The sequence below is a fragment of the Pseudochrobactrum sp. AO18b genome (assembly GCF_000409565.1).
Taxonomy (GTDB): Bacteria; Pseudomonadota; Alphaproteobacteria; order Rhizobiales; family Rhizobiaceae; genus Pseudochrobactrum; species Pseudochrobactrum saccharolyticum.
In genome coordinates, this window is the sequence record NZ_ANNO01000223.1 from 1 (window position 1) to 13266 (window position 13266).

At 48.1% G+C, this 13266-nt stretch carries 16 protein-coding genes; 11 read left to right on the top strand and 5 right to left on the bottom strand.

The genetic code is table 11. The features are described 5' to 3' along the window. The coding region (locus A918_RS0109120; protein ID WP_033316011.1) for an outer membrane protein assembly factor BamE at window positions 1-406 on the bottom strand (406 nt) is incomplete at its 3' end. 89 nt (window positions 407-495) lie between these two features. Here A918_RS0109120 and A918_RS0109125 point away from each other — a divergent pair. The 6 genes from A918_RS0109125 (at window position 496) to A918_RS0109150 (ending at window position 5780) form a co-directional block, all read left to right on the top strand. Beyond that, entirely contained in the window at window positions 496-1035 is a 540-nt protein-coding gene (locus tag A918_RS0109125) for a ubiquinol-cytochrome C chaperone family protein (RefSeq protein WP_028233600.1), read from the top strand. A gap of 56 nt (window positions 1036-1091) precedes the next feature. Next, on the top strand, window positions 1092-1667 hold the full coding sequence (locus tag A918_RS0109130) for a DUF177 domain-containing protein (protein ID WP_022710770.1): 576 nt from the start codon (window positions 1092-1094) through the stop codon (window positions 1665-1667). Between the two features lie 335 nt (window positions 1668-2002). Further along, a complete protein-coding gene (plsX, locus tag A918_RS20020; RefSeq protein ID WP_022710771.1) occupies window positions 2003-3079 on the top strand; it encodes a phosphate acyltransferase PlsX in 1077 nt (358 codons plus the stop codon). 352 nt (window positions 3080-3431) lie between these two features. Beyond that, window positions 3432-4403 (top strand): beta-ketoacyl-ACP synthase III, encoded by a 972-nt coding sequence (locus A918_RS0109140; protein WP_022710772.1) that lies wholly within the window; start codon window positions 3432-3434, stop codon window positions 4401-4403. Between the two features lie 147 nt (window positions 4404-4550). Further along, window positions 4551-4877, top strand: a complete 327-nt coding sequence (locus A918_RS0109145) for an integration host factor subunit alpha (RefSeq protein ID WP_022710773.1) — start codon at window positions 4551-4553, stop codon at window positions 4875-4877. Window positions 4878-5255: 378 nt separating this feature from the next. Continuing rightward, window positions 5256-5780 carry a MerR family transcriptional regulator gene (locus A918_RS0109150; RefSeq protein WP_022710774.1) on the top strand — a complete coding sequence of 175 codons (525 nt, stop codon included), beginning with the start codon at window positions 5256-5258 and terminating at the stop codon, window positions 5778-5780. A gap of 62 nt (window positions 5781-5842) precedes the next feature. Here A918_RS0109150 and A918_RS20025 read toward each other — a convergent pair whose 3' ends face one another. Continuing rightward, window positions 5843-6253: an META domain-containing protein gene (locus A918_RS20025; RefSeq protein ID WP_022710775.1), complete on the bottom strand. Its 411-nt coding sequence runs from the start codon at window positions 6251-6253 to the stop codon at window positions 5843-5845. Window positions 6254-6377: 124 nt separating this feature from the next. On the opposite strand from A918_RS20025, the gene A918_RS0109160 reads away from it, so the two are divergent. The 4 genes from A918_RS0109160 (at window position 6378) to A918_RS0109175 (ending at window position 10277) form a co-directional block, all read left to right on the top strand. Continuing rightward, window positions 6378-6821, top strand: a complete 444-nt coding sequence (locus A918_RS0109160) for a MarR family winged helix-turn-helix transcriptional regulator (protein ID WP_033316009.1) — start codon at window positions 6378-6380, stop codon at window positions 6819-6821. Window positions 6822-7104: 283 nt separating this feature from the next. Continuing rightward, window positions 7105-8640, top strand: coding sequence for an MFS transporter (locus tag A918_RS20030; RefSeq protein ID WP_156831416.1), 1536 nt, complete (start codon window positions 7105-7107; stop codon window positions 8638-8640). Between the two features lie 27 nt (window positions 8641-8667). Further along, window positions 8668-9714, top strand: coding sequence for an HlyD family secretion protein (locus A918_RS0109170; protein WP_022710776.1), 1047 nt, complete (start codon window positions 8668-8670; stop codon window positions 9712-9714). 29 nt (window positions 9715-9743) lie between these two features. Next, window positions 9744-10277 carry a GNAT family N-acetyltransferase gene (locus tag A918_RS0109175; RefSeq protein WP_022710777.1) on the top strand — a complete coding sequence of 178 codons (534 nt, stop codon included), beginning with the start codon at window positions 9744-9746 and terminating at the stop codon, window positions 10275-10277. Between the two features lie 16 nt (window positions 10278-10293). On the opposite strand, the gene A918_RS0109180 is transcribed toward A918_RS0109175, so the two are convergent. After that, a complete protein-coding gene (locus tag A918_RS0109180; RefSeq protein WP_022710778.1) occupies window positions 10294-10605 on the bottom strand; it encodes a hypothetical protein in 312 nt (103 codons plus the stop codon). Between the two features lie 83 nt (window positions 10606-10688). Then, window positions 10689-10940: a hypothetical protein gene (locus A918_RS0109185; RefSeq protein ID WP_022710779.1), complete on the bottom strand. Its 252-nt coding sequence runs from the start codon at window positions 10938-10940 to the stop codon at window positions 10689-10691. Between the two features lie 173 nt (window positions 10941-11113). Here A918_RS0109185 and A918_RS20035 point away from each other — a divergent pair, with 173 nt between their 5' ends. After that, a complete protein-coding gene (locus tag A918_RS20035) occupies window positions 11114-11899 on the top strand; it encodes a glycosyltransferase family 25 protein (protein ID WP_022710780.1) in 786 nt (261 codons plus the stop codon). A 2-nt stretch (window positions 11900-11901) separates the two neighbouring features. Here the strand turns inward: A918_RS20035 and A918_RS0109195 are convergent, their stop codons facing one another. After that, a complete protein-coding gene (locus A918_RS0109195; RefSeq protein WP_022710781.1) occupies window positions 11902-12972 on the bottom strand; it encodes a glycosyltransferase in 1071 nt (356 codons plus the stop codon). Between the last annotated feature and the right edge of the window lie 294 nt (window positions 12973-13266).

Here is a 13266-nt window from a genome sequence, read left to right on the forward strand (position 1 = left end):
CGAAGACTTTACCATCCTGCAGACCATAATGGGCGATCTGAGAGACTTTACCATCCTTGTTGAAGTAAACAGCAAGAATGCGGCGGTCGATGATTTTAGGCGCCATGAACTGCGCAACACGATAACGCTTCTGCGAAATATAGTAGAAGACTTCATTATCAAATGTAGCAGTTGTTGACGGGGTGCCGAGCGTCAGCAGAACCTGCTCACGGCTGGAACCGACAGGAACAGAATCAAGTGCCTGTTCATCAAGGACGTAACCTTCAGTCAAAGTTTCTGAAGGATTGAGCGTGCTTGCGGTATTGCAACCGGCAAGCCCGAGCGAAAAAAGCACGGCTGCGCCTGTAATGAGCAAGCTTCTGCTGCGGTTTTGTGCGAAAATACGCTGCAACGACGACATCTCCATAACCATTATCCCAACGGTACTTCCGTATCCAGATGAACTTGGGTAAACCACCTTGCATCCGGATGCAACAAAAGCATGGGCGTTAAATGATGATTCTTAATTTATTAAGACGCAAATCCCGAGTAAATGAAGCAATTACACTGTCTGCTTATGAGAAAATCGTGGCGGCAGCACGACAAAAACGCTTTTACGCGGAGTTTCTTGTGCCCGATACGCCGATCGGCCGCTATGAAATGCTGTCTTTACATGTGTTTTTGCTGATGCACCGGCTGAAATCTGAAGATCCGGCACTGAAAGAACTGACGCAGGACATTGCCGAAGAGTTCTTCAAAGATGTCGACCATTCCCTGCGTGAGCTTGGTATCGGCGATCAGGGCGTGCCGAAGCGCATGAAAAAACTGGCGCGCATGTATTATGGCCGTGTACTGAGCTATGCTGAGGCAATCGACAAGAATGACAGCGCGGCATTGGCTGTCGCTCTCGGCCGTAATGTGCGTCCTGATCTGACCGAGGCCGGTAAAGAATGGGAGCATAGTGAGGCAATGGCCGCTTATGTGATGCAGGTTTATACGCATTTACGTGAGCAGCCGGACAGCAGCTTCCTTGAAGCAAGCTTCAGCTTTGCATAAATAATACAAATATAAATGCCGGTATTGCACCGGCGTTGAAACGAAATGGACTTATCATGACTAAACATAACGGGTCGGGTAATGCGGGCTTAAGCCATCCGGTGCCGGTGGCGCATGTGCCGCCTAAGGGCATGACCGTTAAGATCGAAGCCAATGAAAAAGAGCGCGCTCTTCTGGCTGCCAATCATGAATTGCTGTCGGTTGATTCATTCACGGCGGATTTTCTGATTACACGGTGGAAAAAAGACGGCATTAAACTGCGCGGTCATATTGAAGCGCAGATCGTGCAGGCTTGCGTTGCGACGCTTGAGCCGATCAATGCAACGATCAGTGAAGAAGTGGATACGGTTTTCGTACCGGAAAACTCCCGCCTTGCACGCATCCGTCTGGATGAAAGCGGTGAAATGCTGATTGATGCCGAAGGTCCGGATATGCCGGAAACCTTTGAAGGTGACCGTATTGATATCGGCGCTGTGGCTGAGGAATTCTTTGAGCTGGCACTTGATCCTTATCCTCGCAAAGCCGAGGCGGATTATGTCGAAATCATCGAAGATGATGAAGATGAAGACACAAGTGACATCAAGCCGGATTCGCCTTTTGCCGGTCTGGCCAAGCTGCGTGACAAAAACTGAGATTCTGTTTTCAAACGGCGGATGCCCCGCGTGATTTGAATAGTCAAAGCCTGTAAAGTGCTTTATATTCAAAAACATGCTGTGGGAGCTGCCGTTTCACGGAATGTTGTCTGCGTGCCAAAATTAAAAATAAGTTGTGCGCGCAGGCAAAAAAGTTATTTTGCAAAATTCAGGGCGGGTTGCAGTGCTGTATAGGGCTGCAACTTCGCAGATGAAGAAGACGAAGATATTCACGTTTGCTTTGCGGACGCGGAATATACATTTAAATCATGCCGGACAGGCAGCCTTTATGGCAAACCCGTGTGGTTTTGTGAGGACCGGTATAGGACGATCAAGTGGTCACAATTTCTATTGACGCTATGGGGGGCGATTTTGGCCCTGAAGTGGTTATCCCCGCTGCGGCGAATGCACTGGAGCGTCATCCTGACATCCGGTTTGTTTTTTATGGCTTGGCAGGCCAGGTCGAACCTTTTCTGGATAAATTTCCTAAACTGAAAGCTGTATCGGTGCTGCATATCAGCGAAACCGCGGTGCAGATGGACGATAAGCCTAGTCAGGCTTTGCGCAATGGTCGCGGCAAATCCACGATGTGGCAGGCGATTGAAGCAGTGAAAAACGGCGAAGCCGATGTTTGCGTATCTGCAGGCAATACCGGTGCGCTGATGGCAATGGCAAAATTCTGCCTGCGTATGATGGCCAATATTGAACGTCCGGCGATTGCGGCGATCTGGCCGACTACGCGTGGCGAAAGCATTGTACTGGATGTGGGCGCGAGTATTGGTGCAGATGCCCGTCAGCTGATTGATTATTCGGTGATGGGTGCCGGTATGGCGCGCGCGCTGTTTGAAATTAAGCGTCCGACTGTCGGTCTGCTCAATGTTGGTGTTGAGGAAGTCAAAGGGCTGGATGCAATCAAGGAAGCGGGTGCTGCCTTGAAAGCAACACCGCTGCCGGGCTTTGAATATAACGGCTTTGTTGAAGGCGATGATATCGGCAAAGGCACCGTGGATGTTGTTGTGACGGAAGGTTTCTCCGGCAATATCGCGCTGAAAACCGCCGAAGGCACAGCCAAGCAGATTTCTGCCTATCTGCGCGGTGCAATGAGCCGCACATGGATGGCGAAGATCGGTTATATTTTTGCCAAAGGCGCGTTTAACCGTCTGAAGGAAAAGATGGATCCGAACAAGGTCAATGGCGGGGTGTTTCTTGGTCTCAATGGCGTGGTCATCAAAAGTCATGGCGGCGCCAATGTTGACGGTTTCTGCTCGGCGATTGAAGTCGGCTATGACATGGTGCGCAATGGTCTTATGCAAAAGATCGAGGCGGATCTGACCACATTCTACAGCCATTACAAAGCTGATGATGCTGAAGCGGCTGGCGATACGACAGACGCAACTGCAAAACCGGCCTGATCCTTTATAGTCAAGCATTTCACAGTCAAGTTGGATCAACTTGACGGCAGTGATAATGCGACAAACTAAAGAATCTAGAGCGAGCGCCGTGATCCAACCTGGATGTAAATCGCTCTATCGTAAATTCGCCTTATATGATTTCCATATAAGCTTTATTCTGTCAGTCATTGCTTTCCGTTCAGGCATTTGTAATGACTGACACTATATTGCAATTATCCGGCGATAAATTCACGCATGTGTCTCGCCGAACGAGCATGCACAATATCAATATATGTATCCGGTGTCGTCGGATGGCTTGCTTTGCGCCAGATCCCCGACAAGATGCCCGATATGTCAGACAGGAAAATTACTGATGATCAGATCCGTCGTTAAAGGCATTGGTGCAGCCACACCGGAACGCGTTGTAAAAAACGCCGAGCTGGAAGGGGTTGTCGAAACATCTGACGAATGGATCGTTCAGCGTACAGGTATTCGTCAGCGTTATATTGCTGCGGAGAATGAAACGACCGTATCTCTCGGCACCAAAGCCGCACAGGCTGCTCTGGAAAATGCCGGCCTGACGGCGGATGATATTGATCTCATCATTCTGGCAACCTCCACACCAAATCATACATTTCCGGCCAGTGCTGTCGAAATTCAGAATGCGCTGGGCATGAAGCACGGCTTTGCCTTTGATATGCAGGCTGTGTGCAGCGGTTTCGTCTATGCGGTGACAACGGCTGACATGTATATCAAGAGCGGCATGGCCAAGCGCGTGCTGGTGATCGGTGCTGAAACTTTCTCGCGCCTTCTCGACTGGAAAGACCGCACAACCTGCGTATTGTTCGGTGACGGAGCGGGTGCGCTGGTTCTCGAAGCCGGTGAGGGCAATGGTCTGACCTCTGATCGTGGCGTGCTGACAGCGAACCTGCGTTCCGATGGTTCCCACAAAGAAAAACTCTATGTTGATGGCGGCCCTTCAACAACCGGGACCGTCGGTCATCTGCGTATGGAAGGCCGTGAAGTTTTCAAACATGCAGTGGGCATGATTACAGATGTGATCGAAGCCTCATTTGCAACCACCGGCCTGAGCGCTGAGGATATTGACTGGTTCGTTCCGCATCAGGCCAATAAGCGCATTATTGATGCCTCTGCCAAGAAGCTGAACATTGCCGAGCATAAGGTTGTGATCACCGTCGATCAGCACGGCAACACATCAGCAGCTTCCGTGCCGCTGGCTTTGGCGAGTGCTGTAAAAGACGGGCGCATCAAAAAAGGCGACCTTATTTTGCTCGAAGCAATGGGCGGCGGCTTTACCTGGGGTGCGGTTTTGCTGCGCTGGTAGGGCACTCAAACAGCATTTCAATGGCTTATTGACTGAAAAGAAGTTTCATACGGTACAAAAGTCTGCTTGACCATCGGCGTTGCATCTGTGTAACCTGTTGCACATACAAGATATTATCACCTTTAACGCTAGCCGAGTAGGTTCATCATGGGGGGTAAGACTGTCACGCGTGCCGATCTGGCTGAAGCTGTCTATCGCAAGGTAGGGCTTTCACGTACGGAATCTGCGTCGCTTGTTGAAATGATTCTTGACGAAGTCTGTGATGCCATTGTGAATGGTGAAACTGTTAAGCTTTCATCTTTTGCAACATTTCAGGTCCGCGACAAGAATGAGCGCATTGGCCGTAATCCGAAAACCGGTGAGGAAGTTCCAATTCTGCCGCGTCGGGTTATGACCTTCAAAGCATCAAATGTGCTGAAACAGCGTATTCTGGATCAGCATCTTGCCCGTCAGGGTAATAAGGCCAAGGCCTGATTATCTGCCTTACTTAAAGGCTTCCGATTTTGAAGCACCGGCTGCATATGTGGCCGGTGTTTTACTTTCTGCGCATATTATGGCGGATCAGGGCCTGTCTCAGTGCCGTGAGATATACGGATTTTTAACCTTGATAGGTTTTCCGCTTAAGGCATTATGCAGCCTGCGATTTTTGCATTATGGTAAGTGATAATAAGAATCATTATAAATGCCGAACAAAGTGCCGCGGTCAGAACCGGATTCTCGACTTTTTTGTCAGAGATAGGCCTGTTTTTTATATGTTTATATGCGGAATGCCTTGTTTTTGCAGGAAATGTGATTCATTCAAGTTGTGTATCGTTTGAGTGATACTCCTTTACGACCGGAAAGGGGCAGTACATGAATAAAAGTCCTGATGCGTTTAAGACGATCAGTGAGGTGGCGGAAGATCTGGATTTGCCGCAACATGTGCTGCGTTTCTGGGAGACGCGCTTTACCCAGATCAAGCCAATGAAACGCGGCGGCGGACGCCGTTATTACCGTCCGCTGGATGTGGAATTGCTTAAGGGCATCCGTCATCTGCTCTATGATCAGGGCTACACAATCAAAGGTGTGCAGCGTTTGCTGCGTGAAAATAATGCACAATTCATCATTGCGCTCGGCAATGGAGATGTTGCTGCTGTTGAGGCGATAACGCGTCAGAAGCAGGCGACAGCTGCGCAGGATGCGGCGATTGATGATTATGATCCGGAAGAACAGCGCCAGTCTTCAGGCGGCCGTAAATTATTCGGCCTGCTGCGCGGTGATGAAGAGGGGCCGATGGGCGCTGATTCCAAACGCCTGAATAAAGACAACCGCACTTTGTTGCAGGAAGCACTTTTCGATTTGCTGGAATGCAAACGCCTGCTCGATCAGGTGCGCTAAAGATAGTTTCTGACTTTAGGAAAACGGGGTGGTGTAAACCGCCCCGTTTTGTTTTTAGGGTTTCAGGCACGCTTCAGACGAAGCACTTCACGATTTTTTGAATCAATCAGGATCAGTTTGTTTTTGCTGAGTTTCCAGCTTGTGACCAGATTAAGTGCGGCGTGAAATTTGGAATCCTGCTGCATCATAGGCGGCGGGCAGGCCATCAGTGTTGCGCCAACCGGCTGCACTTTTACTTTATCGCCTTTAATTTCCATGCCGCCCATATAGCGATTGCAGCCGCCACTGCCGGAAATTTTGCCATCCTGCGCAATATCAAGGGTGGATTGCACTTTTGCATGCACTTTATGCCCCTGAATGCGCTCTGTAATCCAGTTGCCGTAAATTCCGGATTCCGCAGCATTGGCGGTGCCCATACCACTGAATATAAGACCGGTAGTAATAATGGCTGTTTTAATGAAGCTGACTTGCATCTCTGTCCTCTATTTTGAAACCGGCTACGCAATTTTCGTTTAGCTTAATCATGCGGATTGCATTTGAACAGGAGTTAAATTATATAGCTTAATAATTGTTAGCCTCCTACCTATGTGTGTACTCATGAAACCTGCAATCGTTCAGAAACGTGCTGATTTGCTCACGGATATGTCCGTGGCGGGGCGCAAGCTGCGCACTTTATTTGATGCATTCGCCAAAGAGCACGACATGACATTGTCCCGTGCCCGCACGTTGTTTTTGCTTTCAACCCATAAATGCATGACGCAGACAGAACTGGCTGCGGCATTGGAAATTGAGACACCGACATTGGTGCGCCTCATTGACGGGCTGGAAAAGCAGGGGCTGGTCACGCGACGTGCCGTGGAGGGCGACAGACGCGCCAAGCACATCATTCTGACCGAAGCGGCACATGATCAGGTGGAAGAGCTGCACGTTGTCGCTGAGCAATTGCGCATCCGCATTCTTCAGGATCTGAGCGAGGCCGATCTGGATGAGGGCTTACGCATTATGCGGGTGATTTTGAAGAATATGGAAGCAATCAGCTGATTTCATCATGGCAGATATAAGAGTGACCGGAAAGGATGAGCCGAAAGAGGCCGGAGATGATGCTGATGCAGTGCTGCATCCGGCAAATGCCGGTGTGCAGGAAGCTGAGAAGCCAACAGCTGAAGCTGTGCCTTCCGCCTCACAACAGTCGGTGAAACCGGCACTTGTTGAGGAAGCGGTGGAAGCTCCTGCATCTGATGCCCCGCAGGCTCCTGCGGCTCCGCCTGTACCACCGGCAAAACCGTTTCTGCTTTCTGCTGCTTTTGTGTGTGCATCTCTGTTGATGTGGATCACACAGGGCATTGGTCTGAATATGGTTGCAGTCAATATTCCGCAAATACAGGGCGGACTTGGCGCTACGACTGCGGAAACAACATGGCTGCTTGCTGCTTATATGGCGCCGAATGTCAGCCTGACATTGTTCCTGATGAAAATCCGCACGCAATACGGCTTGCGCCGTTTCACAGAACTGGGGCTGCTGACATTTGTGGTGGTTACATCACTGCACTGGTTTATCCATGACCTGAACTCGGCATTGATTGTGCGGTTCTTTTCCGGGGCTGCAGCATCGCCGATGTCGACGCTCGGCTTTTTCTATATGCTTGAGGCATTTCCCCCGAGCAAGAAAATGAGCTGGGGGCTGTGTCTTGCTTTGACCTGCACGACACTTGGTGCACCGCTGTCGCGCATTATTTCTCCTATATTGCTGGATGCCGGTCTGTGGCAGCAGCTTTATATGCTGGAAATCGGTCTGGCGATGCTGTGTTTTGCGACGGTCTATACACTTAAGCTGACACCGATCCCGCATCAGAAAGTGCTCGAAAAGCTGGATTTCATCAGCTATCCGCTGATTGCAACCGGTTTCGGGCTTCTGGCGATGATGCTGGTTGTCGGTCGTTTATATTGGTGGCTTGAGGCGCCGTGGATCGGCATCTGCCTTGCTGTTGCTTTTGCTGCTCTGGCATTGGCCGCAGCGATTGAATTTAACCGTGAAAATCCGCTGATTAATATCCGCTGGCTGACCAGCAGGCAGACGCTGACTTTTACCGGCATGTTGCTGGTGTTTCGTCTGGTGCTATCGGAGCAGACAGCGGGTGCCACGGGTATGTTTCAGGCGCTCGGCATTTATAATGAGCAAAGCACCGGCCTTTATTGGGTTCTGATTATCAGCTCGTTTATGGGTGGTATCAGTTGCGCGATGGTTATCCGTCCGGGGCGTGAGGCCTATATTTATGCAGTTGCGCTGATATTGATTATGACCGGTGCCTTCATGGATGGTCATGCCAATAATCTGACCCGTCCTGAAATGATGTATCTCAGTCAGGCGATGATTTCATTCGGCGGAGCCTTGTTCTTGCCGCCTGCTATGGCGGCGGGCTTGATGAGTGCACTGAAAAACGGACCGGCTTATATCACCAGCTTTATTGTGATTTTCATTTTCACGCAGAGTGTGGGCGGGCTGTTTGGCTCCGCAGTCTTCGGCAGCTTTGTAACATGGCGGCAGCAGCATCATATGCGTGCGCTTTATGACCAGATTGTACTGACTGATCCTCTGGTGACCTTGCGTATCTCGCAGCTATCAGCAGCCATATCGAAGGTTATCACTGATCCTGCCTATATTCAGGCTGAAGGTGCGATGCTGCTTGGCCAGCAGATCATGAAGGAAGCAACTGTGCTATCCTATAATGATCTGTTTCTGCTTGTATCCGCTATCGCCGCGCTGACTTTGGCCATTCTGATTATCCGTCGCGCTGTTTTCCCCGTAATCGGGAAACTTTGGCGCTTGATTCACGGGCGCGCAATTGCGCAGCCCGCATAAGTTGATTTTGATTTGTGAGTATCTGAAATGCAGAAGATTTTTCGTAATTCGGCAACATTGTTTATTCTGGCTATTGGTCTCTGCGGCGTATTGTTCATCCTTTATGCCTGGCAGCTACCGCCATTTCGCTCCTCTGTGCAGATGACAGAAAACGCCTATGTCCGCGGGCAGGTCACAATTATCAGTCCGCAGCTGGCAGGTTATATAAAGCAAGTGCCGGATCGTGATTATCTGCGTGTGAAAAAAGGCGATGTGTTATTTGCGCTGGATGACCGCATCTATGTGCAGAAGCTGAAGCAGGCTGAGGCCATGCTGGAAACGCAAAAAGCATCTTTGGCAAATTCTGAGCAGGATCGTCTTGCCGCAGAGGCACGGACACGCTCCGGCGAAGCAGTGCTGAACAGTGCGAAAGTGGCGTTGAATGTGGCCGAGGCGAATTATAACCGCGTGACACCTTTGCGTAAAAGCGGGGTGATGACCCAGAGCAATGAAGACCAGTCCTTATCCGCTTTGGAACAGGCGCGCGGTGCTGTCAGTCAGGCTGAGGCTGCGCTGGAAGTGAATAAACAGGATGTACAATCCATCATTGTTCGCAAGCATTCTCTCGAAGCGGCTGTGACAAATGCAGAAGCTGCAGTTGATCTGGCCAGAATTGATCTGAGCAATACAAAAATTATTGCGCCTCAGGATGGTGTACTTGGGGAAATCGGAGCGAAGCCGGGGCAATATGTCAATATTGGTGCACAGCTGACTAATCTGGTGCCTGATAAAAAGTGGATCATTGCCAATTTTAAAGAGACGCAGTTTTACGGCATGAAAGCCGGGCTGCCGGTGACATTCACCGTAGATGCATTAAACCATGAGAAAATGACCGGTCATATCGAAGCCTTTTCTCCGGCAACAGGCTCGGAATTCAGTGTTTTGAAGGCGGATAATGCGACAGGGAACTTTATCAAGGTAACGCAGCGGCTGCCGGTTCGCATTGATATTGATGGCGGGCAGGAGCAGATCGAACGTCTGATGCCAGGTATGTCGGTTATCGTAAAGGTTGATACCAGAGTTGCAGCGGAATAATGCTCGCAGGACAACAGAGCGAGGTCTGAATGCAAACTATAGAGATACGTCCGCTTACACGCGACGAGGTGGTATCAGTCTGGCAGATTGAGCGGCGCGAGATTGTTCAGGAAGTCTACCGTTTCACTGACGGCCGCTTGCAGTTACATTCAGAGTTTTATGATACGCGCGACTGGCCGGACGGGGAGCCTGAGCTCTATACGCCGATCCTGCTGGAATGTTACGATCATGGTGGCACATTTACCGGTGCTTTTGCGGGAGGAAAACTGGTTGCGGTGGCTGTTGTTGATGCGCGGCCGGTTACGGATTATCCGCAATATCGGCAGCTGTCTTTTTTGCATGTCAGTCATGATTGGCGCGGGCGCGGATTAGCCTCGCGCCTCTACCGGAAATCTATGCAAATTGTCAAAGAGCAGGGTGCGGAAGGGTTCTATATTTCTTCAACCTCAACGCGGCATACGGTTGAGTTTTATCTGCATCAGGGCGGCCATCCGATAGGACAGCCGGATCAGAAACTATATGCTCTGGAGCCGGATGATATTCATCTGATCCATCAGTTCTGATCTTCGATGCACGGCTTTATTTTTTACAGCGTTGTTTTCCAAGCTGAACTTTAAATTGTCTTGGCCCTACCAGTCCGGCCTTTGCCGGAAGCGTGATAAGAGTTGCTTTGATTGAGCAATTGCCTGCGACCACCAAATACTGGTCTACACTCTGATAAACGACTTTGGTGACAGCTTGTTGCGGAGACAGTGTTTCGGTAACCGCAGAGATGACAGCATTCATTTCATTTGCGCGCTGATACTGCGGTGCAAGGGCCGCCAATGATGCTGAACTCAGTCCTGTCATCAAAAGTGCTGTTGCAATCATTTTAAGAAATAGAATGCGCATACTGAATCCTTTGCCGGTTATATTACTGCATGAGCTTGCATAGAGTGCGAATGTCCGGTGGGTAATAAACAGGAAATCAGGCTTTAATCATCACTGAAATCAGGCACTTCGCCAAAGCTTGCTAACAGGCGCGGCGCGTTCATATCGCCGCTTTCTTCATCCACCATCACAGCATAGGCCGCAACACCAATAAACCGGCCGGACATAGATGTGGCAATCTTAATGGCACCTGCCTCACTGGAAGCAGGGCGCATTTCCGCCGCAACAAGTTTCTGATTATTCTTACGAAACGGCATAATGATATATTTTTCAGGGTTTTGTGCGGCGAGAGACATTATAGAATCCTCTATTTGTTCTTATAATGTTCTTATTTTTGGTTGCGGTCAAGCGCGATTATTGAGGTCTGAATTCAGGAAAGAGATGGCAGTCGAAAGCGGAATGGCTTCATTGTCTTGCCCCCGCTGAGAATAAAATTTAGAAGGAGCAGAATTGTAACGTGAGCCATTCTATGAAAAATCTTGTCATTAATCTGGATAGATCTCCCTACAGGCTGAAACATTGTCATGAGCAATTTGGGCGCTTGAATCTTGATTTTGAACGTGTAGCTGCCGTTGATGCGCGTGATTTGTCTCAGAGTGAACTAGACAATATTGTTTTGCATAAAGATTGGCCAAAGCCGACAAATTCTGAATTTGCATGCTTTATGAGCCATCGGAAATGCTGGGAAATTCTTGTTGCCAGTACGGATAAATATGCCGCAATTTTCGAGGACGATATTATCCTCAGTGATAGTGCAGCTGAATTTCTCAAAAACTCTGACTGGGTTCCGGCTGATGTGAATATACTGCGTCTCGAAACCTTTAAAACGAAGGTCTATTTTAAACGATGGTGGAGACTTCAGATACGTGATCGACACTTGCTGAAAATGGTCGGTTTTCATGCAGGGGCGGGCGGCTATATTATATCCCGTCGTTTGGCTGTATCTCTGTTAAAAGAGACAGTTAATTATATGCCGGCACCTGTGGATCACTATTTATTTGACCCAGGGTGTGAGGTTTTTGCAAATAATATCATTTTTCAATTAGTACCGGCGGTGTGCGCACAAGAACAAGTTTTATCCGCAGGAACCTTAACTTTGGGTGGCAATATTGAAGATCGTTCTGTTGTTAACTTGATCCAGAAAAAACGCGGCTCTCTTTCCGGAGGTCAGAAAATGCTGCGTGAGCTTAAACGAGGAGTGTATAAACTGAAACGCTTGGCTGTCGATAAAAGAATGATTGTTGATGTGCAGTAATTCTATTTGTGGCGAGAAATATCCTTGGGAAATGTGAATTTTGATCGGATATTTCTTCCGTCAAAATAGATTTCATCCAGTGTTTCAGTGAGTGAAATATCAAATCCGTTTGCTTTGATGTTTTTTATATAAACTCTTCGATCAGCTTCATTTTGTGAGAATGCATTTTTCTCTTTTTGGCTTCGCAATCCAAAAACAGACAGTGCTTTTCGAAGCCTTGTTTTGATCTTCTTGGCAAATTTGGTTGTGATTGCGCGCTCGTGTAAAGAAGGGTCAATGTTAATTTCTGTCAATAAGTCACGGTATATTTTGCCAAAATAGCGATCAAGATTTGTGCTCCCGCTTTCGATCCAGCCATGCCATGGTTTCTCTGGTTGGCTGAAATGAACAAAGACAGGGGCAATAGCGTTCGATAGACCGGAGTTAAGCAATACGGCCTGATAGTTGAATATTGGACCGATGTCTGTCCAGTTTCCGTTTAAAAATGAGGCCAGAAAGTCCTGGTCAAAACAAACTGCATGAGGATATTTATCAAAATACATTTTGAGTTCGGCCGTAAAGTTAATTTGTACCCATTTGGAAACGTCAATTAAGAGTACGCCGGAATTTAGATAGCTGGAGGATGTTACACCTATATGTTGCAACCATTCCGAGCGTGAAAGCTTATCAAAAGGACTTGGCGGTACTTGAAGTGATCCGTAGTCAGTCACTGCACCAACACCGTAAGGAAGTGGTATTGTCCAGATATTTTGTGCTACGCGAATGCTCAGAATATCGGCATCCAAGTATAAAACCCGATTGTAACTTTTTAAAAATCTGGGCGCGAATAGCCTGAGATAAACAATAAGCGGCCATTTGCTACTATTGGGCAGATTCTGAGGTAGAAATTGCATTAGGAGATTGTAATGGTATTTAATTTTATTGTTGTAGTTGACTTCAATATTTGACGTATTTTTATTTTGTTTTTCAATAAAAATATGTACGTCGCATGCCCAAGTTTTCGCAATGTGATATGCTTGTGCATTGACGACTTCTACTAAATTTTCATCAATAACGAAATAAAATGCATTCATAGTGCTATTCTCAAAATTGGGGGGGCGTTGAGTGTAATATTAAACAAGATGATTGCTTATAAGGTATTTTTTGTAAAAATTCGCTGTAATAAGTTAATATTTGGGTTGATATTTTTCCCTTAAGAAACCCATCTGTGTGGGGCAGCGTTTCCGGTGAAATATGTGTATAATTATCGTATATTTAAATCTGTGATCTTTGTCTTTCTACGGCTCATAATATTCAATGGTTGCAAAATGCTAAACATGCAAATGAGAGTATAAAATTTCAGCATATTCCTTTTAATACTTTAAAAA